17 protein-coding genes and 1 pseudogene are annotated in these 20,804 nt (G+C 68.5%); 5 read left to right on the top strand and 13 right to left on the bottom strand.

Features of this window, described 5'->3' with window-relative positions; all coding sequences use genetic code 11:
* Positions 1-86: 86 nt before the first annotated feature.
* Complete coding sequence (locus AU194_RS16170) at positions 87-1,301, top strand: cytochrome P450 (RefSeq protein ID WP_231743406.1); 1,215 nt, start codon at positions 87-89, stop codon at positions 1,299-1,301.
* Here AU194_RS16170 and AU194_RS16165 read toward each other — a convergent pair.
* Positions 1,298-2,761: an aldehyde dehydrogenase family protein gene (locus tag AU194_RS16165; RefSeq protein WP_369804136.1), complete on the bottom strand. Its 1,464-nt coding sequence runs from the start codon at positions 2,759-2,761 to the stop codon at positions 1,298-1,300. The two genes, AU194_RS16170 and AU194_RS16165, sit on opposite strands and share 4 nt — an antisense overlap.
* Before the next feature lie 186 nt (positions 2,762-2,947).
* Between AU194_RS16165 and AU194_RS16160 the strand changes: the two genes are divergently transcribed.
* Positions 2,948-4,159 (top strand): CaiB/BaiF CoA-transferase family protein, encoded by a 1,212-nt coding sequence (locus AU194_RS16160; protein WP_059090308.1) that lies wholly within the window; start codon positions 2,948-2,950, stop codon positions 4,157-4,159.
* Between the two features lie 12 nt (positions 4,160-4,171).
* On the opposite strand, the gene AU194_RS16155 is transcribed toward AU194_RS16160, so the two are convergent.
* Complete coding sequence (locus tag AU194_RS16155) at positions 4,172-6,346, bottom strand: molybdopterin-dependent oxidoreductase (RefSeq protein ID WP_082698675.1); 2,175 nt, start codon at positions 6,344-6,346, stop codon at positions 4,172-4,174.
* Between the two features lie 66 nt (positions 6,347-6,412).
* Here AU194_RS16155 and AU194_RS16150 point away from each other — a divergent pair, with 66 nt between their 5' ends.
* A complete protein-coding gene (locus tag AU194_RS16150; RefSeq protein ID WP_059090271.1) occupies positions 6,413-7,558 on the top strand; it encodes a thiolase family protein in 1,146 nt (381 codons plus the stop codon).
* Between the two features lie 72 nt (positions 7,559-7,630).
* On the opposite strand, the gene AU194_RS16145 is transcribed toward AU194_RS16150, so the two are convergent.
* The 7 genes and pseudogenes from AU194_RS16145 to AU194_RS16115 form a co-directional block, all read right to left on the bottom strand.
* A complete protein-coding gene (locus AU194_RS16145; protein ID WP_059090270.1) occupies positions 7,631-8,815 on the bottom strand; it encodes an acyl-CoA dehydrogenase family protein in 1,185 nt (394 codons plus the stop codon).
* A 3-nt stretch (positions 8,816-8,818) separates the two neighbouring features.
* On the bottom strand, positions 8,819-9,859 hold the full coding sequence (locus AU194_RS16140) for an acyl-CoA dehydrogenase family protein (protein ID WP_059090269.1): 1,041 nt from the start codon (positions 9,857-9,859) through the stop codon (positions 8,819-8,821).
* Entirely contained in the window at positions 9,859-10,740 is an 882-nt protein-coding gene (locus tag AU194_RS16135; RefSeq protein WP_059090268.1) for an amidohydrolase family protein, read from the bottom strand. The genes AU194_RS16140 and AU194_RS16135 overlap by 1 nt, the downstream gene beginning before the upstream one ends.
* Positions 10,689-12,314 carry an acyl-CoA synthetase gene (locus AU194_RS16130; protein ID WP_059090267.1) on the bottom strand — a complete coding sequence of 542 codons (1,626 nt, stop codon included), beginning with the start codon at positions 12,312-12,314 and terminating at the stop codon, positions 10,689-10,691. The genes AU194_RS16135 and AU194_RS16130 overlap by 52 nt, the downstream gene beginning before the upstream one ends.
* Before the next feature lie 3 nt (positions 12,315-12,317).
* Positions 12,318-13,520, bottom strand: coding sequence for an amidohydrolase family protein (locus AU194_RS16125; RefSeq protein WP_059090266.1), 1,203 nt, complete (start codon positions 13,518-13,520; stop codon positions 12,318-12,320).
* Positions 13,517-14,347, bottom strand: a complete 831-nt coding sequence (locus AU194_RS16120) for an enoyl-CoA hydratase (protein ID WP_059090265.1) — start codon at positions 14,345-14,347, stop codon at positions 13,517-13,519. The genes AU194_RS16125 and AU194_RS16120 overlap by 4 nt, the downstream gene beginning before the upstream one ends.
* A 119-nt stretch (positions 14,348-14,466) precedes the next feature.
* Positions 14,467-15,265: pseudogene (locus tag AU194_RS16115) on the bottom strand (SDR family NAD(P)-dependent oxidoreductase).
* A gap of 288 nt (positions 15,266-15,553) precedes the next feature.
* Here AU194_RS16115 and AU194_RS16110 point away from each other — a divergent pair.
* Positions 15,554-16,288 (top strand): TetR/AcrR family transcriptional regulator, encoded by a 735-nt coding sequence (locus AU194_RS16110; RefSeq protein WP_059090306.1) that lies wholly within the window; start codon positions 15,554-15,556, stop codon positions 16,286-16,288.
* A 2-nt stretch (positions 16,289-16,290) separates the two neighbouring features.
* Here AU194_RS16110 and AU194_RS16105 read toward each other — a convergent pair whose 3' ends face one another.
* The 4 genes from AU194_RS16105 to AU194_RS16090 form a co-directional block, all read right to left on the bottom strand.
* On the bottom strand, positions 16,291-17,466 hold the full coding sequence (locus tag AU194_RS16105; RefSeq protein WP_059090264.1) for a thiolase family protein: 1,176 nt from the start codon (positions 17,464-17,466) through the stop codon (positions 16,291-16,293).
* 101 nt (positions 17,467-17,567) lie between these two features.
* Positions 17,568-18,479 (bottom strand): enoyl-CoA hydratase/isomerase family protein, encoded by a 912-nt coding sequence (locus tag AU194_RS16100; RefSeq protein WP_059090263.1) that lies wholly within the window; start codon positions 18,477-18,479, stop codon positions 17,568-17,570.
* Positions 18,476-19,231, bottom strand: a complete 756-nt coding sequence (locus tag AU194_RS16095) for a FadR/GntR family transcriptional regulator (protein WP_059090262.1) — start codon at positions 19,229-19,231, stop codon at positions 18,476-18,478. Before AU194_RS16095 ends, AU194_RS16100 begins: the two co-directional genes overlap by 4 nt.
* Positions 19,228-19,881, bottom strand: coding sequence for a hypothetical protein (locus AU194_RS16090; RefSeq protein WP_059090261.1), 654 nt, complete (start codon positions 19,879-19,881; stop codon positions 19,228-19,230). Before AU194_RS16090 ends, AU194_RS16095 begins: the two co-directional genes overlap by 4 nt.
* A 113-nt stretch (positions 19,882-19,994) precedes the next feature.
* Between AU194_RS16090 and AU194_RS16085 the strand changes: the two genes are divergently transcribed.
* The gene (locus tag AU194_RS16085; RefSeq protein WP_197417637.1) at positions 19,995-20,795 is read left to right on the top strand and encodes an enoyl-CoA hydratase/isomerase family protein; all 801 of its coding nucleotides are present in this window, start codon (positions 19,995-19,997) and stop codon (positions 20,793-20,795) included.
* The last annotated feature ends 9 nt before the right edge of the window (positions 20,796-20,804 follow it).

Below are 20,804 nucleotides of genomic sequence, written 5' to 3'. Positions count from 1 at the left end.
GTGCTCCAGACGAGTTCTCGTTGCCCGTGCGGTCAGGGTAACGGTGCACACGGCACTACTGTAATGGTTACAGTAAAGTCGGTGCCGTGGCACGTTCGATTCGGGACACCGTCGTCACGGCCGCGAAGCCGGCCGGCTATCTGCGTGACCCCTACCCGTACTTCGCCGAGAAGCGGTCGGTAGGCGGCGTCTTCCACGGCACGGTCATCGACTACTCGAAGACACCGGAATCCCTGCGGCCCGCCGACGGGTACGCGGCGATGTCGTTCGACGCGGTCAACCGCGTCCTCCGCGACGGCAGGGTGTTCAGTTCCGCCCACTACGACACGACGATCGGGCTGTTCACCGGACCCACGATCCTGGCGATGGAGGGCCATCCGCACCGCGGCCACCGCAACCTCGTCGCGGCGGCCTTCAAGTCGAGATCGCTGGCCCGGTGGGAGCCGGAGATCGTGCGGCCCGTGGTCGACGCGCTGATCGACGAGTTCGTCGACGCCGGAACAACGGACCTGGTGCGGTCCTTCACCTTCGAGTTCCCCACGCGGGTGATCGCGCGACTGCTGGGCCTGCCCGAGGACGATCTGCCGATGTTCCGGCGGCGTGCCGAGGAGTTGATCAGCTACACGGTGAACTATCAGCGCGCGTTCGACGCGTCGGCGGCACTCGAGGCATACTTCCTCGAGCAGATGCAACGGCGCCGGTCCCACCCCACCGACGACATCATCGGTGACCTCGTCACCGCCGAGGTGGACGGCGTGAAGCTCGACGACCGCGCGATCTACTCGTTCCTGCGGCTCTTGCTGCCCGCGGGTCTGGAGACCACCTACCGCTCCTCGGGCAACCTGCTGTTCCTGTTGCTCACCCACCCCGACCAGTTGGCCGCGGTGGCAGCCGACCCCGGGCTGATCCCGCAGGCCATCGAGGAGGGGTTGCGGTACGAGACGCCGCTGACCACCGTGCAGCGGTTCACCACCGTCGACACCGAACTCGACGGGGTGGCCGTGCCGAAGCACACCGTGATCGACGCGTGCATCGGCTCGGCCAATCGCGACGAGCGACGCTGGGACCGCGCAGAGTACTTCGACATCTTCCGCGACCGCACCTCGCACCTGTCGTTCGCCGCAGGCGCGCACACCTGTCTGGGCCTGCACCTGGCCCGCATGGAGACCCGTGTCGCACTGGAATGCCTGCTGACCCGCGTTCGCGACCTGCGGTTGGTGACCGACGACGATCCGCACATCTTCGGCCAGCCGTTCCGGTCGCCGTCGGCGCTCCCGGTGACGTTCGCCGCGACCGGTTAACCCCGGCGGGGCGCGCGGTGGGCGATGGTCTTGGTCTCCAGGTACTGCTCGAAACCCTCGATGCCGCACTGCCTTCCGACGCCGCTCTGCTTGTAGCCGCCGAACGGCGCGTCGGCGCCGTAGAACATGCCGCCGTTGACGCCTATCGATCCGGTGCGCACGCGATGGGCGACGCTCATCCCCCGTTCCAGCGAGGACGACAGCACGGCGCCGGCGAGCCCGTACGCGCTGTCGTTGGCGATCCGCACCGCCTCGTCGTCGTCGCGGAACGGCAACACCACCAGCACCGGCCCGAAGATCTCCTCCCGCGCGATCGCGGCGCTGTTGTCCACGCCGGTGATCAGCGTCGGGGCGACGAAGTGACCGCCGGCGAGGTGCTCGGGCAGACCGTCGACGAGCCCACCGCCGGTGACGATCTCGGCTCCGTCGCTGCGCGCCTTGGCGCACGCGTCGAGCACCTTGCGCTGCTGGGCGGCGCTGATGAGCGGACCGACGAACGTCGTCGGCGCCGCGGGATCGCCGACCGGTACCGCCTCGAACGCCGCGGCGATCTCGCCGACCGCCCGCTCGACCAGTGATTCGTGGATGATCAGCCGGGTGGTCATCGCGCATGCCTGGCCCGCGTGGGCGAGCACGCCGATCGCGCCGGGCAGGATCCGCGCGGGGTCGGCGTCGTCGAGCACGATCAGCGCCGATTTGCCGCCGAGTTCGAGAAACGTCCGCTTCATCGTGTCGGCGCCCTGACGCATGAGGTGCTTGCCCACGGCGGTGGAGCCGGTGAACGACACCATGTCCACCCGCGGATCTGCTCCGAGGATGCCCGCGACCTCGTTGGAGGGGGTGGGGACGACGTTGACCACGCCCGGCGGGATGTCGGTGCGCTCGGCGATCAGCCGCCCGAGGCGGGTGGCGTTCCACGGTGTGTGCGGATCCGGTTTGAGGACGACGGTGTTGCCGGTGGCCAGCGCGGGGCCGAGCTTGTTGAGAATCACCTCGATCGGATAGTTCGACGGGGTGATCGCGGCGACCACACCGACGGGCTCCTTGACAACGGTGCGGACGTTGCGCTCACCGAAGAGGCCACCACCGGGAAGGGTTCGCGCCCAACCGAAGTCGTCGACGAGCGTGGCGGGATAGCGCAGCGATTCGGTCAGCGGCCAGTCGAGTTGGGCGTCCCGGGTGGACATCACCGGACAACCGACCTCGGCGACGAGTTCCTCGCGCAGGTCCTCGCGTTCGGATTCGATGGCCTCCTGCAGTTGCTGCAGACACCGCACACGCAGTGCGCGGTCGGTCGACCACCCGGTGTCGTCGAATGCCCGGCGCGCCGCGGCGATCGCCCGGTCCATGTCCTCGGCGCCCGCCGCCGCGGTCTGCCCCAGCACCCGACCGGTCGCGGGGCTGTGGTTGTCGAATCGCTCGCCCGAAGCCGATTCGGTCAGGTCGCCGTCGATCAGCATGCGGGGCTCGGCCCGGCGGGCCGCCCGCTCACCGACCTCGACACTGGTCTCGGTCCGCTCATCGATCACGTCGGCCACCGGCCCTCCTATAGGATCGCTCGAGATGGTGCCGTCAACTGTAACCATTACGGTAACGCCGCACCCGTCCCACCCGTCGACAGGTCAGGAGCTCACGTGATCAAGGTGATGCAGGGTGTGCGCGTCCTCGAGGTCGCCCAGTTCACCTTCGTCCCGGCGGCGGGCGCGATCCTCGCCGACTGGGGCGCCGACGTCATCAAGGTCGAACACCCGGTGCGCGGGGACACCCAGCGCGGCTTCATCAACATGGGTGGCTTCCAACTGGATCCGAACCGGCACCCGCTGATCGAGCACCCCAACCGCGGTAAGCGCAGCGTCGGTATCGACGTCTCGACGCCCGACGGCCAGGAGGTGCTCTACGAGATCGCCAAGACCGCCGACGTGTTCCTCACCAATTACCTGCCCGCCCAGCGGCAGAAGAACAAGTTCGATGTCGAGCACATCCGCGCGGCGAACCCGAACATCATCTACGCCAGGGGCAGCGCCTACGGGGACAAGGGTCCCGAACGCGACGTCGGCGGCTTCGACGGCACCGCGTTCTGGACCCGCAGCGGCGTCGGGCACGCGCTCACGCCCGAGGAGATCGGCGGCGCACTCCCCCAGGGCATTCCGGCGTTCGGCGACTCGATCGGCGGGATGAACATCGCCGGCGGCATCTCGGCGGCGCTGTTCCACCGCGAACGTACCGGCGAGGCCGTCGAACTCGACGTCTCGCTGCTCAGCACCGCCTGGTGGGCCGCGGGCGCCAGCGTCACCCAGGGGTTGGAGACCGGTGAGACCATGCGCTCGCTGATGCCGGGCACCACCGCGTCGGTCAACCCCTTCATGGCGAACTATCTGACGTCGGACGGCGGCACCATCAACCTGTGCATCGTCAGCCCGACCGGCTACATCCGCGACGCCTTCGAACACCTGGGCCTGCCCGAGTTGGCCGACGATCCGCGCTTCAACGACGTCATGCCGCTCATCCAGAACGCCGAGGCGGCAGTCCAACTCATCGCCGAGTCCATCCGGAGCAAACCGTTCGACTACTGGCGCGAACACCTCAAGACCATGAAGGGACAGTGGGCGCCGTTCCAGAGTCTGGTCGATCTGGGTAGCGACGAGCAGGCCATCGCCAACGACATGATCGTCGAGGTCGCGGCGAGCGACGGCGGCGAGCCGTTCAAGGTGGTGCGCGGCCCGGTGCAGTTCAACCACGAACCGCTGGAGACGACGCGCGCACCACAGGCTTCCGAGCACACCGAACTCGTGCTCATGGAGGTGGGCCTGGACTGGGACCGCATCGAGGCGCTCAAGGACTCCGGCGCCATCGCCTGACGACGGCGAACATCAAACGCGCTGCACCCGCACCGGGACGCCGGTCAGCCACGCCATCCCGGACAGCGCCTCCACGTCGGCGGGGTCGCTGGACGTCAGCTGGTTGACGTTGGCGCCACCGGCGCGGTTGGCCAGCCGCCAACCGCCGGTGCCCTTGTGACCCCAGCCGTGGGGCACCGCGACGACGCCCGCCATCAAATCCTTCGTCGTCAGCACCGGGACGGTGATGCTGCCGTAGGGCGAGGTGATCCGCACATCGTCGCCGTCGGCGATGTGCTGCTCGGCGGCGTCGTCGACGTGCATCAGCGCGTGCTGGCGGCGGTCACCGCGCATCAACAGCGGGGAGTTGTGCATCCACGAGTTCTCCGAGCGCGGCTCGCGTAAGCCGATCATCCGCAGCGGGTAACCGTCGGGCACCGCGCGTCGCGACAGCGCGTCGACCTCGGCGGCAATCCCCGGCTGCGCCAACCGCACTCGCCGTGACAGGTAGCCGACGGCCTCGCGCAGCACACCGGTGCGGATGTGCGGCGCCACCACGACGCCATGCGGATGCTGCTCGGTCAGCCGTCGCAGCGACAGCCCGCCGCGGCGCAGCCCGAATCGGTCCCCACCGTCGGACATCCGCACCAGGGCGTCCATCACCGCCCGCGGTAACGCCCCCGGGCCGAACACCTCTCGCACACCGGCGAACATTGCGAAGGCGGGCACGCGCCGCGCCAGCCGTCCGGCCAGGTCCTCGACGATGTCCCACTCCGCGCGCGCCAGCCCCATGGGCGCGAGGACGGCCTCGGTCGCCTGACGGAACGACGTGGCCTGGAAGCCCTGAAAGGTGTAGGGAAAATCGTCGCGTTCGTACATCGTGGTGACGGGCAGGATGTAGTCGCACCGCGAACTCGTCTCGGTGACGTAGAAGTCCAGCGCGACCGACAACTCGAGGTCGTCGAACGCCGCCTCGAGTTCCTCGCCGTTGGGCACCGACAGCACCGGATTGCCCGCCGAGACGAACATCGCCCGGATGCGACGGTCACCCGGGGTCGTGATCTCCTTGGCCATCAGTGCCGCCGGTTCCGACCCGATCGCATAAGGCGTACCGCTGATCCGCGAGCGCTTGCGCCGGTAGGACCGCCGCATGACGGCACCCATCGCCACGTTCTGCCACTTCTGCCCGACGGTGTGCATGGAGCTGAACACCGAACCGCCCGGCACGTCGAGGTTGCCTGCCACGAGGTTCACCGCGTCGATCAGGTAGGTGGTCAGCGTGCCGTGCGTGCCGACGCAGGTGCCGAGCCGGCCGTACACCGCCGCCCGCGGTGTGCGCACCAAGTCGTGCGCCAATGCGCGCACACTGTCGGCCTCGACACCGGTCCGGGCCGCCGTGTTCTCCGGGGCGAACGGCAGGCACAGCATGCGCAGCCAGTCCACGCCGTCGGCCTGACGTCGCACCGCGGCGACGTCGACCAGGTCATCGGTGAACATCACATGCAGCAGCGACAGCAACAGCAGCGAGTCGGTGTCCGGCATGATGCCGAGCCATTCGAACGTCGCCGCGGTCTCACTGCGCCGCGGGTCGACGATCACCACGCGCCCACCACGTTTGACGATGTCGTGCATACGGTCCCTGATGCGCGGTGCCGTCAGGAAACTACCGTGCGACACAACGGGATTGGCGCCCATCATGACCAGCAGCTCGGTCCTCGTCAGATCCGGGATGGGCACCGACGTCGGTACCCCGTAGAGCAGCTGGCTCGCGATGAGCCTGCTGTTGGTGTCCTGCGAGGACGCCGTGAAGTAGTGACCGTGGCGGCCCAGGCCCTTCATGAACAACAGTGCCGCGAAGGTGTGCGCATAACTGAAGGCGCCGGGGTTACCCATGTACCAGCCGACGGCGCCGGACCCGTCACGGCGCAGGATGGCCGTCAGCCGAGAAGCGATGTCGGCCATCGCCTCATCCCACGTCACCTCGACGAAGCCGGCCGGTCCGCGGCGCAGCGGTCGCGTCACCCGGTCCGGATCGTTGACCACCTCGGTGAACGCGATGCCCTTCTGGCAGGCGAAGCCGGCCGACAGCGGGTGATCCTTGTCCGGCCGCAGGGCCGTCAGCCGACCGTCTTCGACCGTCGCGATCATCCCGCACAGCGGTTCGCAGATCCGGCAGAACGTCGGCTTGTGCTCGATCACCGATGCCACGCCGCCTACGCTACTGTAAGGGTTACAGTTACACGTCGGATCGGCGTTGATCAGAGAGGACCACGCATGAACGACGTTGCGATCATCGGTGTCGGCCTGCACCCGTTCGGCCGGTTCGAAGGTAAGAGCGCGATGCAGATGGGTGTCGACGCGATCTTCGCCGCCGTGGACGACGCCGGCGTCGCATGGTCGGATGTCCAGTTCGCCACCGGCGGCAGTTGGACGGTCGCCAACCCCGACGCGATCGTCGGCATGGTCGGGCTGTCGGGCATCCCGTTCACCAACGTGTTCAACGCGTGCGCGACCGCGGCCAGCGCGCTCAAGGCCTGCGCCGACGGAATTCGGCTGGGCGACTACGACATCGGCATTGCGGTCGGTCTGGACAAGCATCCGCGCGGTGCCTTCACCGAGGATCCCGCGCTGGTGGGTATGCCGTCGTGGTACGCGGAGAACGGCCAGTACCTCACCACCCAGTTCTTCGGGATGAAGGCCAACCGCTACCTACATGAGCACGGCATCTCCCAGCAGACGTTGGCCAAGGTGGCCGCCAAGAACTTCCGCAACGGTGCGCTCAACCCCAACGCGTTCCGCCGCAAGCCGATGTCCGAGGAGCAGATCCTCAGCTCGACGATGCTCAACTACCCGCTCACGCAGTACATGTTCTGCGCCCCCGACGAGGGCGCCGCCGCGGTGGTGATGTGCCGCGCCGAACTCGCCCACCGCTACACCACCACGCCCGTCTACCTGCACGCGGTGGAGGTCCGTACCCGTCGCTACGGCGCCTACGAGGTGAACACGACCTTCGCCCCCGTCGAGGAGGACGTCGCGCCGACGGTGTACGCGGCCAGGTCGGCGTTCGAGAAGGCGGGGATCGCCCCCGACGATGTCGATGTCATTCAGTTGCAGGACACCGACGCCGGCGCCGAGATCATCCACATGGCCGAGTGCGGGTTCTGCGCCGACGGCGAGCAGGAGAAGCTGCTGGCCGACGGGGCGACCGAGATCGGCGGCCCGCTGCCGGTCAACACCGACGGCGGTCTGATCGCCAACGGCGAGCCGATCGGCGCGTCCGGTCTGCGCCAGATCCACGAACTGGTGCGGCAATTGCGCGGCGAGGCGGGCGAACGCCAGGTGCCGGGCCAGCCGAAGGTCGGGTTCGCCCAGCTCTACGGGGCGCCGGGCACCGCGGCGGCGACGATCGTCTCGACCTGATCCGCCGAGACTACGGATGTTGACGGATTTCGCGGAGAATGCGTCACCAACCGTAGTCTCGGCGCGCGGTTGTCAGGTCGACGCGTAACTCGGCTTGCCGAGGCCGAGCACGTACTGGGCGATCATGTTCCGGAACACCTCGAGGGTGCCGCCGTAGATCCCGACGAGCGGGGCGAACCGGTACACGTACTCGGCGCCGCCGTCGTCGGCCGCGCCGTCGGTGTCGATCGGCAGCGACGACGCGGTGCCGAGGATGTCCATCAGGTCCGGTGAGATGTCGCGCATCGTCTGGGCGATCGCGACGCGGCCGAAGATGCTCGGGGCGCTGAGTGCGGCCTCCAGGCGCGCGACGCTGCGTCCCAGGCGGTAGGCGACCGCGCCGTCGTCGATCAACCTGCGGCCGTTGGGATCCGGGACGGTCGATCTCTCGGCGGCCTTGTCGACGGCCGTGGCCATGAACATGGCCTGGTGCATCATGATCGACACGTCGGCCAGGCCGTCGTCGGCGGCGGCGACGTCGCCGTGTTCGGCGTTGAGCGGTTCGCGCACCACCGTCCATCCGCCGTTGACCTCGCCGAGGCGGTAGCGGTCGTCGACGCGTACATCGCTGTAGTAGACGATGTTGGTCCGGTCACCGTCGACGGTGCGGATGCCCTGGATCTCGATGCCCGGAGTGTCGAGCGGAACCAGGAACATGGTCAGGCTCTTGTGTTTCGGCGCGCTCGGGTCGGTGTTGGTGATGAGGAAGACGTACTGGCAGTTGTGCGCACCGGTGGTGAACATCTTCGACCCATTGATGATCCAGCTCGATCCATCCGCTTCCCGCACGGCGCGGGTCTTGCAGGTCGCGACGTCCGAACCGCCTTCGGGCTCGGTGTAGCCCAGACACATCCGCACATGGCCGCTGTACACCCGTGGCAGCACTTCGGCTTTGAGTTCGGGCGAGCCGAACTTCTCCACCGACTTGGTGATCATCGCCGTGGTGCCCGAGGTCACCCACGGGGCATGGGCGCGGCGCTTCTCCAGTTCCCAGATCCGCCGCTCCACCCGCGAGAACGGCCGCTCGGTGGCCGGATTCCAATCACGGTCGAGGTAGCCGGCCGCGCCGAGGGCGAGGTGTACGCCCTCGTCGAAGTTGTCGCCGGTCTCGCGGTCGCGCCGCCTGACCTCGTCGGTGACGGTCTCGCTCAAGATGGCCCGGACCTCGTCCTGGAACTTCTGCTCTTCGTCGGACAGCTGTACCCGTGAGAAATCCATGGTTCAGCTCCGCCCTTCACGGTCGGCGACGATCGCCGCGATGCGTTGGGCGGTCAGCCCCGGGTCACCACCGGCCAGCGGCCAACCGCGGGCGCGGACGAGGTAGGCCGTCGCCGCGGCCTCCGCGGACACCCCGAGCCCGCCCTGCACATGCACGGCCATGGTCGCGGCCTTGGCGGCCTCCTCGGCCATGAACACGAACGCCGACGGCGCGAGCTCCGGACGCTCGTCGGGTTCGTTGTCGAGGAACCAGGCCGCGCGCCGCACCAGATTGCGCCCGCCCGCGACGACGATCGCGATGTTGGCCAACGGGTGCGAGATGCCCTGCAGCGTCGAGATCGGCACGCCCAGCGTGTACCGGTTCTTGGCGAACTCGGCGGCGATCGTCATCGTCTCCTCGACGAGTCCGACCAGCGCGGCGGCGGTGAGCAGCCGCCACTCGATCAGCGCCCGGTCGTAGGCGGCCACCGCGTCCGGCCCCGAGGCGAGAACCGTGCGGCTGTCGGCGGTCGACGGATCCACCCACGCCATCGGGAGTTTGCCGATGTTGTCGACGCGGACCGGGCGCGTGCCGAAGCCCAGCCGCACCACGTCGTCACCGTCGCGGACGACGATCTGGTCGGCGATCGAGGCGCCGCTGATCAGCCGTAGACCCGGCGCGGGGTCCAGCCGCAGGTCGAACGCCGCGAGGTGGTCGCCGGCGACGACCCCGTCGTCGAGCGCGTCGAGTGTGGCGAGCAGACGAGCGGCCACCACGTGTTCGATCCACGGCACCGGCGCCAGGCTGCGGCCGATCTCCTCGGCGACCAGGGTGAGATCGACCAGCGTCGCACCGTCGCCGCCGGCGGATTCGGGCAGCGCCATCGTGGTCGCGCCCATCGCGCACAGCCGTTCCCAGAGACTCTTGTCGAACCCCGAAGCCTCTGCGGCGCGGACGGTCTCGATCGGACAGTGGGACTTGAAGAACTGACGGTAGGCGTTCTGCAGGTCGACGTGATCCTCCGACAGGCTGTAGTCCAGCCTGCGCAGTTCGTACCGGTCCATCAGAGCTCCCGTTCGGAGAAGAAGAAGTCGTTGGCGTTGTTGTACAGATAGTTGTCGAGCACGTCGGGTGGCAGGTCGAGCGCGAGCGCCTCGGGGACCACGCGACTCTGCCGCAGCACCGGCCAGTCCGAAGCGAAGATCACCTTGGTCTTGCCGCGGGTGCGCATGAAGTGAAGCAGGCTGTCGGGCAGGCGTTTCGGGGACCATGCCGAGGTCATGATGCGCAGGTTGGCGTACTTGATCAGCAGCCGGATCGCGACGTCCCACCACGGGTCGGCGCCGTGGATCATGCACAGTTTCAGTTCGGGGAAGCGCACGCACACCCGGTCGAGGTGGATCGGGTTCTGCACCTCGCCCGGGATCGGCGGGCCCGGCAGCCCGGTGTTGACACACAGCGGCAGCCCGAGTTCGGCGCACTTGGTGTAGAGCGGGTAGTAAACCGCATCACTGGGCGGATACCTGCCGTCGCCCCAGAAGCTCGGTCCGACAACTGCGTACGCGACCGGAAGATCGGCGACGACCGACGAGAGCTCGCGCAGCGACGGCATCGGCCGCAGCAGGTTGACCCCGCCGACGGCCAGCGCGAACTTGTCCGGGCGCTCTTGAGCGAATTTGCGTGCGGTGATCGACGGTTTGGCGAGGTTGTCCATCAGGATGGCCTTCTCGACACCGTGTTCGGCCATCTCGTCGAGCAGTGCGGGCAGCTCGACCTGGTCGTAGAGCGACTGCGGGCCCTTGAAGTAGTCGTCGCGGACCTTGAGCATGAACTCAGGCTGTCTGGCGGTCTCACCGAAGTGCACGTTGACCAGGCCGTCGATGACTCTCTGGATCACGGCTGACCTGCCAGCGTGTTCGGCTGCGCCACCAGGTCTTTCGCCCATCGATAGTCGGCCTTTCCGTTGCCGAGCCGGCGCACCTTGTCGACGAAGACGAACTCCTTGGGCGCCTTGAACCGGGCCAGCACGGCGGTGCACGCCTGCAGCAGCGCGTCGGCGTCCACGTCCGCACCGGGATGTCTCTCGATCAGCGCGACGATCTCCTGTCCCCAGCGGTCACTGTCGCGGCCGATCACCAGCGCGTCGGCGACACCGCCGTGCGCGCGCAGCACTTCCTCGACCTCTTCGACGAACACCTTCTCGCCGCCGGTGTTGACGACGAGCGCATCGCGCCCGTACAGCCGGATGGTTCCGTCGGCCTCCAGTGAGGCGCGGTCGCCGGAGATCACCACGCGCCGCCCCTCGACCACCGGGAAGGTGCGGCCGGTGGCCTCGGCATCGTCGAAGTAGCCCAACGGGATCCGGCCTTCGCGCGCGACCCAGCCGATCTCAGGGTCACCGGGCTCCAGGAACCGGTTGCGGTCCTCCGACAGCACCACCACGCCGTCGCGCCGTTCGAAGGTGTCCTTGCGGTCGTCGCGCTGACTGCGCCCGAACGCCATGTTCCCGGTCTCGGAGGACCCGTAGCCGTTGATCAGCGTGATGTGTGGGAGCAGTTCCAGCAGTGCGTCCTGGTGGCGCTGGTTGGTCGCCGCGCCGCCGGTGCCGATCGCAAAAAGGGACGACAGATCATAAGGGTGACGGCGCATCTCGGCGATCAACGGCCCGGCGTAGGCGTCGCCGACCATCGTCATCAACCCGACCCGTTCGCGTTCGGCCGTGGCCAGCACCGCCGCCGGGTCGAGTGTCGGCTTGTCATAGAGGATCACGGTCTGGCCGTTGAGCAGCGCCGCGAACGCGGTCCACATGCCCGCGGCGTGCATGAGTGGGGACACCGCGAACCACGGCGGTCCGGCGTGCGCCACCTTGGCGTGGATCTCGTCGACCGCGTCGTGGTCGGCGCCGTTCATCGACACCACGTAGGTGTCGGATTGGCGCCACATCACGCCTTTCGGGCGGCCGGTGGTGCCGCCGGTGCAGATCATCATGACGTCGTCGGGTGAGGGGGTGATCGGCCGGTCGACCGCACCGGCGGCGAGCGCGTCGTCGAGGGTGACGGCACCGTTCGGTTCCGGTGCGTCGCTGCCGTCGTCGATCGAGATCATCACCTCCACCCCGTCGCGGGGCAGGACGTCGGCGAACTTCGCGCCGAGCGAGCGGTGGAAGATCACCGCCTGCGGCCGCAGATACGCCAACAGTTCGTCGACCTCGCGCGGGGTGTAGTGGAAGTTCACGTTGACCGGCACCGCACGCGCCTTCAGCGCGCCGATCACCATGTCCGGGTACAGGTCGTTGTGCATGATCAGCGCGACCCGGTCCTGCCCGCACTGCCAGCCGTCCAGCACACCGCGCTCGTGGTGGGCGCCGATTCCGTTGGCCGACAGGAAGTTCGCGAGCCGCCGGGTGCGGTCGGCGGTCTCGGCGTAGGTGCTCCTGCGGTCGCCGCAGACCGTCATCAGCCGGTCCGGCACGGCCTCGGCGATGGCGTCGACGACACCGCCGATGGTCCACTCCCCCATGTGTCAGGCCCGCACGTGGGTGCCGACGAGGGTGAGAGCGTTGTCGCGCATCACCTTCCGGGTGTCCTCATGGCTGAACTCGGGGAACTGCGGGATGTCGGCGGTGAACGACGTGGGGTCCGCCAACCCCTCACCGTGCGGCCAGTCGGATCCGAACAGCACCTTGTCCACACCGATGGTGTGGGCCAACTGCTTCACGTCGTCCTCGTAGTACGGCGCGATCCATACGTTGTTGCGCAGCTGCTCGACCGGATCCTCCCTGTAGTGGTACGGCGCGTTGTTCGCAGACTTCTTGAGCCGCTTGATCAGCCGGTACACGAAGTAGGACCCGTTCTCGATGCTGGCCACCTTGAGCGTGGGGTGCCGGGTGAACACCTGGTGGACGATCATCGAGGCGATGGTGTCGTGGATGGCACGGTCATCCATGATCACCATGTCGAGCGGATCGCGTTTGCCGAAGCCCTTGAACACGCCACTGCCGCCCCACAGTGCGGGGATGGCCATGTAACCGGAGTCGGACAGGTGGAAGATCACCGGGACGCCGGCTTCGGCCAGCCGCGCCCACACCGGGTCGTGCACCGGGTCGCCGAGCGAACGGGGCCGGACCTCGCCGGGCACCGGTGCGGGCCGCACACACACGATCTTGGCGCCCCGGCTCAGGACGAATTCGACCTCTTCGACAGCCTGCGGTACGTCGGCCAGCGAGATGATCGGCGCGGCGAGGATCCGGTGATCCGGCCGGTCGAAACCCCAGTCCTCGTCGAGCCACAGGTTGAAGGCGTGGACTGAGGCCATGGTCGCCGGGATGTCGTGTTTGAGGCCCTCCTCGACGCCGCACGCGAACGTCGGCAGCATGAACACGGTCTCGAGGTTCTGCTTGTCGAGGATTTTCACTCGGGCGTCGCGGTTCTGGTACTCGGGATGGTCGGCCAGCCGGTCGACCTTCATCAGCGAGGCGGGGTCGACACCCTCGGGGATCTCACCGCGGAACAACAGGTCCAGGCAACCGGGTTCGATGATCGGGTCGAAGGTGGGGTTCGGGATGAAGTGGTTGATCACCCCGCCGAACACGGCGTACGTGCGCTTGCCGTCGGTGAGCATCTGCACACCGCGGCTGCGGAACTCCTTGGGCAGGTGCCGGGTGAAGGCGTCGATCGGTTCGTAGTAGTGGTTGTCGACGTCGATCGCCATGTAGTCGAGCGTCATGGGGGTCCCTCCTGCAACATCGGAAAACTCGGTGGCCGCTTCTCGAGGAAGCTGACGATCCCTTCGATGACGTCGGGCCGCAGCAGCGATTCGCCCATCAACTTCTCGGCCCTGGCACTGGCGTCGACGACGTCGCGTTCGGCGTCGCCGTAGGTCTGTTCCTTGATGATCGCGAGCGACGCCGGTGAGCAGTTCGCGGCGATGTCCTCGGCGTACTCGATCGCCCGCGCAAGCAGCTGATCGGGCGCGACGACCTCCTTGACCAGACCGAGCCGCGCCGCCTCGTCGGCGTAGAAGGTCCGGCCGGTGAGCAACAGGTCCATCGCGGGCCCGAATCCGGCCAGCCGCGGCAGGATCCACGAGATGCCGTATTCGGCGATCAGACCGCGGCGGGCGAACGAGGTCGCGAACTTCGCACCGTCGGCGGCGAACCGGACGTCACACATCAGGGCGTGGGTCAGGCCGATGCCGACGCACGACCCGTTGATGGCGGCGATGACCGGCTTGCGCAGGGTGGTCAGGAAGTGCGGGTGGCGCTCGCCGACGATCTTGCTGACGTCGTGGGTCTTCCCGTCGCCGAGGGCATCGCCGATGGTCGCCATCGAGCCGAGGTGGGCGCCCGCGCAGAAGGCGCGGCCACTGCCGGTGAACACGATCGCCCGGACCGCCGGATCGGTTTCGGCATGGTCGATGGCGCGGTAGAACCCCGACGAGATGTCCCCACCCCAGGTGTTGAGACGTTCGGGCCGGTTCAGCGTGACGACGGCGACACCGCTCGGCCGGACGTCATAGCGGACGGCATCCGGATCGGCATCCCCGGCAGTCACCGCATCGGCTCCTCACGGTCGGCGAACCCCCCATTGGGTATTCATACTGTATACCTATCGGTAGCGCATTCCACAAGGCGAGACCGCAGGTTGCGAGGGGTGGTGAGATGCGTTGCGGCTCAGGTGAAATCGCTTCCACCGTCGACGTTGACATTCGCCCCGGTCATGTACGAGTTCCTGCGGGAGGCGAGGAACGCCGCGACCGGCCCGATCTCCGACGGCAGGCCGGCCCGCGGCAGGTGCGCCGGATGCCCGAAATGCTCGGTGATGGCCGCCATCAACCGGTAGGGATCGCTGCCGTCGACGCCGACGGATTCTGCCCACCCGGTCAGCGCCTCGGAGGCGATGCTGCCCGGGGACACCACGTTGACCAGGATCTCCTCCGGGGGCGAGCGTCAATGACAGGTTCTTCGACACGCTGGTCAGCATCGACTTCGCGGCGGTGTAGGCGGTCAGCGCCGCACTCTGCCGCTGGGTCGAGTGGGCCGAGAAGTTGACGATGCGCGCCCATTCCGCGGTACGCAACAGCGGCAGCGCCGCGCGCACACACCGCACCATGCCGAGTACGCCGCTCTCGACGGCGCTGCGCCACTGTTCGTCGGTGAGCGTGTCGAAACCGCCCGGGGCGTCGGGGCCCACCGTGTTGATCAGGATGTTGAGCGCACCACCCCACCGCTCGGCCACCTCGGCGAACACCCGCTCCACCGCGTTCGCGTCGCCGATGTCGGCGGCGATGCCGAACGCGTCGGGACTCCCCCGTTCGGCGAGGTCCGCTGCGGCCGTGGCCAACACGCCACCGGTACGGCCCACGAGCGCGATGCGCGCCCCGTCCTCGGCGAGGCACTGCGCGGTGGCCAGTCCCATCCCGCGTCCGCCGCCGACCACCACCGCGGTGGCGTCGCTCAGTCCGAGATCCATGGCTGCGCCTCCGGCTGGTGTGCGAAACATGGTGCGGGCGAGCAGGTTTCGATGGCGACCTCCACCGGCCGCACCTGGCTGGCCCAACAGTCACAGAAAAGCGTACTATACGGCTTACTGTAGGCGAGGAACGAGTTGTGGCCGAGCACCGCGAGCGCTTCACCGCGAGCCGGCCGGTAAGGTCGACGGCACCGGCCGACCCGCGGCGTGCAGGTGGAGCCGCGGCTCACCCCGCCTCGGCCGAGCTATTCGGCGAGCATGTGACGAGTTCCGACGGAGGTGGCCGAGGTGGCCAGACAAGCGAGCCCCGAGAAGCGGCAACGCCGCGAGCGCGGGTCCATCAACCCCGAGGACATCATCAAGGGCGCGTTCGAACTCGCCGAAGAGGTGTCGGTCGACAACCTCAGCATGCCGCTGCTGGGTAAGCATCTCGGCGTCGGTGTCACGAGCATCTACTGGTACTTCCGCAAGAAGGACGATCTGCTCAACGCGATGGCCGACCGCGCGTTGGGCCAGATCGCGTTCGAGGCGCCGTACGTCGACGCCGAGAACTGGCGTGAGTCGCTGCACAACCACGCCCACAACATGCGCAAGACGTTCCTGGCGAGCCCGATCCTGTGCGACCTGGTGCTCATCCGCGGGGCGCTGTCGGCCAAGGCATTGCGTCTGGGCGTCGAGCAGATCGAGGCTGCGGTGTCCGGTCTGGTGGGCGCGGGGCTGTCACCCGAGGACGCGTACGACACCTACTCGGCGGTGTCGGTGCACGTCCGCGGTTCGGTGGTGCTCGCGCGGCTCTACCAGAAGACCCGCTCGCTGGAGAGCGCGGAGTTCCTGCTCGACGACGCCTCGGCGGTGAACGCCGAGACCACACCGCTGATGGCCGAACTCAGCGCCAAGGGGCATCACATCGGCGTGCCGAACGACATCAACTTCGAGTACGGGCTCACCTGCATCCTCGACCACGCGGCCCGCCTGATCGACGAGCGCGCGAAGCCGAAGCGGGCACGCAAGACGTCACGCTGAGGTCAGACCTCCACGACGACCGCGCCGCCCTGGCCGCCGCCGGCGCACATCGCCGCGACACCGATGCCGCCGCCGCGCCGCTGCAGTTCGTAGACCAGCGTGGTGACCATCCGCGCGCCGGATGCGGCGATGGGATGGCCGAGGCTGCAGCCGCTTCCGGAGAAGTTCACCTTCTCCTCGTCGAGTCCGTACTCCTTGCAGGCCGCGATCGGGACCGAGGCGAACGCCTCGTTGATCTCCCACAGCGCCACGTCCGACGGGGTCAGCCCGGCCCGGTCGAGCACCTTGCCGATGACCTTGACCGCGCCGAGGCCGGTGTCGCGCGGGGCCACCCCGGCCGAGGCCCAGGCCCGCACCTTGGCCAGCACGGTCAGGCCCTCGGCCTCGGCGTAGCCGCGCTCGACGAGCACGGTGGCCGCGGCGGCGTCGTTGGTGCCGGAGCTGTTGCCCGCCGTGATCGAGAAGCCCTCGATCTCGGGGTGCAGCACCTTGAGCCCGGCGAGCTTCTCCACCGTGGTGTCGCGGCGCGGATGCTCGTCGACGCTGAAGTCGACGACCGAACCGTCGAACTGTTCGACCTTGAGCGGGACGATCTCGTCGACGAACTTGCCCGCGTCCTGGGCGGCCACGGCCCGCTGGTGTGACCGCGCCGCCCACGCGTCCATCTCCTCGCGGGTGATACCCGCGGCCTGGGCGGTGTTCCAGCCGACGGTGATCGACATGTCCTTGGTCGGGGCGTCGGGTGTCTCGACGTGCGTCGGCGGCATCCACCGCTCCTCGAACTTGAGCTCGGGGCCCGGGATGCGCCAGTTCACCAGCGGCGTCATCGACAGCGACTGCACCCCGCCGGCGACCAGCACCCGCTCCATCCCGGAGCCGATCTGGGCCGCCGCGTTGCCGATCGCGGTCAGGCTGCCCGCGCAGTGCCGGTTCACCGACTGGCCGGGCACGTGCTGCAGACCGGTGGCGTCGGCCGCGTAGCGGGCGAGATCGCCGCCGCCGTAATGGGATTCGGCGAAGATGATGTCGTCGATGGCCTGCGGGTCGACACCGGAGCGCCGGATGACCTCCGGCAGCACCGTGGTGATCAGCGTCTCCGGAGGGGTGTTGACCAGGGTGCCCTTGAACGAGCGTCCGATCGCTGTGCGGACGGCGCCGACGATGACGGGTGTGGACATGGACTCGACCTCGGCGTGTCAGGCCGCCGCGGCGGCGGAGGCAAACGGGCGGCGTTTACAGAAACGGTAGCAGTTGTAAGGCGGCGCGACCAGCGGCAGGGTCACTCACCGCTCGGCTCGGGCACATGGAAATGCTCGTCACGCAGCCGGAACGCCTCCTTGGTGCCGTGTTCGGCACGGGTCTTGACGAAGTTGAACTCGCCGGGTGCGAACTGCAGGTTGGTGCCGTAGGCGTGGAACAGGTAGCTGGCGACCTCCTCACCCTGGTAGGCCTGACTCTGCTCGACGAGCCGGAACGCCTCCTTGGCGATGACGACCCCGTCGGCGGGCATCTTCGCGACCTTCTGCGCCCAGTAGCGCGCCCGTGCGGGCACCTGCTCGTCGGCGCACGTCTCGGTGAAGATCCCGAGGTGCTCCAACCCGGCGGCGTCCACGATGTCGCCGGTGAGCAGCAGTCGGCGCGCCAGCACCGGGCCCAGCCGGTGGAAGAACATGTGCAGGCTGCCCAGCGCGGGCCCGAGGAAGCGGGTGGCGGGCATCCCGAGCTGCGTGCTCCGCCCGACCACGGCGATGTCGCACATCAGCGCCATCTCGAAACCACCGCCGAGTGCGAATCCGCTGACCTCGCCAACGGTGACCTTCGGGAAGCCCATGAACTCGTGGTAGAAGCCGAACGACTTACGGTCGACGGCCAGGCGCCTGCGCTGACTGGGCCGGCTCTTCTGTTGTGGCTCATCGCCGCCTTTCCGCTCTTCGTGCGAGCGCTCATCGCCCGACCCGTACCAGCCGTACGCGTTGTTCATGTCGGCACCGGTGCTGAACACCCCACCGGCCCCGCGCAGCAGAACGACCGTGAGATCGTCGTCGTCGGCGACGCTGTCGAGGTGGCGCGCCAACTCACCGCGCATCGCGGCGTCGTAGGAGTTGCGCCGCTGGGGATTGTTGAGCGTGATCGTCGCGATGCGGGTGTCGTGGTCCGCCTCGAACAGCACCCGGTCGTCGGCATCGGTCATCGTTGTCGCCCTCCTGTGTTCACGACCATGCGGCTGGCCTCGATGGTGCGGTCCCGGCCGACGGCCAACGTGTGCCGTCGCGCCGCCGTCAGGTGCGTCTGCGCGGCCTCGACCGCGCGCGCCGCATCCCCGTCGGCGATCGCGGCCAGGATGCGCTCGTGGTCGCGCAGCGCCGCCCGCATCGTCGCCGCGACCATCGCGTCGTCGTTCCACACCGCGGATTCGTGTGCCGACCAGATGCGTTCGAGCGCTCCGATCAGCAGGATCATCGGCTCGTTGCCGCAGTGCGACACCAGCGCCTCGTGGAAACCGCGGGCGTCGGCGACGTACCGCGCGGGATCGTCCAGACATGCCCGCTGCCGTGCGATCTCGGCCTCGAGGTGGGGTACCACCTCGGCGGACCGGTCGGGTCGCGCCGCGCACATCCCCGCGCAGACCGGCTCGAGGTGCAGCAGCGCGCCGCTGACCTCGGCAGGCGTGGCCGAGCGGGTCTGCAACGCCATCGCGATGGTCTGGGCGGTGCGGTCCGCCGACGGCAGATGCACCACCGCCCCACCGACGTTGCCCCGCCGCACCGATACCAGTCCGTCGGTCTCCAGGATGCGGAACGCCTCACGCAGTGCCGGTGGGCTGACACCGAATTCGGTGAACAGCTGCTCCTGGGTCGGCAGGAGGTCGCCTTCGCGGAGTCGTCCGGACAGGATGTCGTCGCGGATGCGCGCGGCGACCACCTCGGCAACCCGTGGTGTCACGTCCGTCGCCGCCCGTAGCGCGCACCCGCCAGCTGCTCCGGCGACAACGCCACGGTGTCGACCTCGGCCGTGCACAGCACCTCACCGTCACGCAGCAGCCGCGCGGTGGACAGCAGGCCCCGGTCGGTCTCGGTGCGCGTGATGTCGAAGGTAAGTTCGGTCAGCACCGGGGTGGGCCGGCGGTAGCGCACGGTCAGTGAGCGCGTCTTACCCGACCGGCCCACCGCACAACTCTGATGCTGGGTGACGCAGTCGAAGAAGGCGCCCAGCGTGCCGCCGTGCACCAGACCGGGCGGACCCTCGAACGCCAGTGGGAAAGTGACCGAGCCCGAGGCGGTTTCGGCGTCGAGACGGTCGAACCGGTACTCCGGGAAACACGGGTTGTACGCCCCGACGTAGAACGCGTGCTGCAGGTAGACGCGGCGCCCGTAGTCGCCGTCGGCCTCGCCGATGCGAGGTGCGTAGTCGGTGGGGGCGGTGGCCGTCAGCTGCGCCTCCCAGTCGGCGAACCGGGTGAGCATGTCGTCGACGGCGGGGTGCGGACCCTCCTGGACGAGGAGGAGGTCGACGAGTCGACGCATCGCCGCTGCCGCGGCCGCGGTCTGGGGCAGCGGGTCCTCCCCGAGCCGTCGTTCGGCGTTCGCGGACATCGTCGGTGGCGCCCCTGTTCCCTCGAGCCGGATTTCGCTATCTTGTACAAGATAGCGAATCGTAGCGCCTACTGTAGGGCTAACCGTAACGACTGCGAAGGGTGGGAACACCGGTGGGTCACCAGGACGGGTCGGTGTCCGCACACCGCGAGGGTCAGGTCCTCCAACTGACCCTCGACCGGCCGGATCGCCGGAACTCGTTGAGCCACAGCATGATCGGCGACCTGGTTATCGAACTGACCGCCGCGGCGACCGATGACGCGCTGCGCGCCGTGCACATCCGCGGCGCCGGCCCCGATTTCTGCACGGGCGCCGACTGGGTGGCCACCAACTCCGCCGAACGACGGCCGCGCACCGGCGATCTGGTGCGGCGCGTCCCGCACGGTGCGAATCGCGTCGTCGAACTGATCCACACCCTGCACCTGCCCGTGGTGTGCAGCGTGCACGGCTGGGCGGTGGGCCTGGGCTGCAACCTGGCGCTGGCGGCCGACTTCACCGTCGCCTCCGCCGACGCGGTGTTCTGGGAACCGTTCATCGCCCGCGGGTTCACCCCGGATAGCGGGGCCAGCTGGCTACTCCCCCGTCTGGTCGGTCTGGCGCGCGCGAAACGGATGCTGCTGTTGGGTGAGAAGGTCAGCGGCGCCGAGGCCGCCGCGTGGGGTTTGATCCACCACAGCGTGCCCGCCGAGCAGGTCGACGACGCCTCGGCGGGGCTGCTGGCCCGGTTGGCCGCCGGGCCGACCGTCGCGATCGGCCTGGCCAAACAGACCGTGCACCAGGCCCTGGACGGCCCGCTCGCCCAGGCCATGGACCGGGAACTGTTCAGCGTCGAGCTCTCCTCCCGCAGCGCGGATTTCAAGGAGGGCCTGGCCGCCTTCCGGGAGAAGCGCGACCCGGACTTCCAGGGCCGATGACCGCCGACC

The sequence above is a fragment of the Mycobacterium sp. GA-2829 genome (assembly GCF_001499965.1).
Taxonomy (GTDB): Bacteria; Actinomycetota; Actinomycetes; order Mycobacteriales; family Mycobacteriaceae; genus Mycobacterium.
This window is presented reverse-complemented; position numbering and strand designations above follow the sequence as displayed.

Excerpts from the sequence above, each read along its gene's own strand:
- AU194_RS16165 (WP_369804136.1), bottom strand. The coding sequence starts at position 2,761 with ATGCTGATCGACGGCGACCTGACCGAATCGGCTTCGGGCGAGCGATTC.
- AU194_RS16160 (WP_059090308.1), top strand. The coding sequence starts at position 2,948 with ATGCAGGGTGTGCGCGTCCTCGAGGTCGCCCAGTTCACCTTCGTCCCG.
- AU194_RS16150 (WP_059090271.1), top strand. The coding sequence starts at position 6,413 with ATGAACGACGTTGCGATCATCGGTGTCGGCCTGCACCCGTTCGGCCGG.
- AU194_RS16145 (WP_059090270.1), bottom strand. The coding sequence starts at position 8,815 with ATGGATTTCTCACGGGTACAGCTGTCCGACGAAGAGCAGAAGTTCCAG.
- AU194_RS16140 (WP_059090269.1), bottom strand. The coding sequence starts at position 9,859 with ATGGACCGGTACGAACTGCGCAGGCTGGACTACAGCCTGTCGGAGGAT.
- AU194_RS16135 (WP_059090268.1), bottom strand. The coding sequence starts at position 10,740 with ATGGGCGAAAGACCTGGTGGCGCAGCCGAACACGCTGGCAGGTCAGCC.
- AU194_RS16130 (WP_059090267.1), bottom strand. The coding sequence starts at position 12,314 with ATGGGGGAGTGGACCATCGGCGGTGTCGTCGACGCCATCGCCGAGGCC.
- AU194_RS16125 (WP_059090266.1), bottom strand. The coding sequence starts at position 13,520 with ATGACGCTCGACTACATGGCGATCGACGTCGACAACCACTACTACGAA.
- AU194_RS16105 (WP_059090264.1), bottom strand. The coding sequence starts at position 17,466 with ATGTCCACACCCGTCATCGTCGGCGCCGTCCGCACAGCGATCGGACGC.
- AU194_RS16100 (WP_059090263.1), bottom strand. The coding sequence starts at position 18,479 with ATGACCGATGCCGACGACCGGGTGCTGTTCGAGGCGGACCACGACACC.
- AU194_RS16090 (WP_059090261.1), bottom strand. The coding sequence starts at position 19,881 with ATGTCCGCGAACGCCGAACGACGGCTCGGGGAGGACCCGCTGCCCCAG.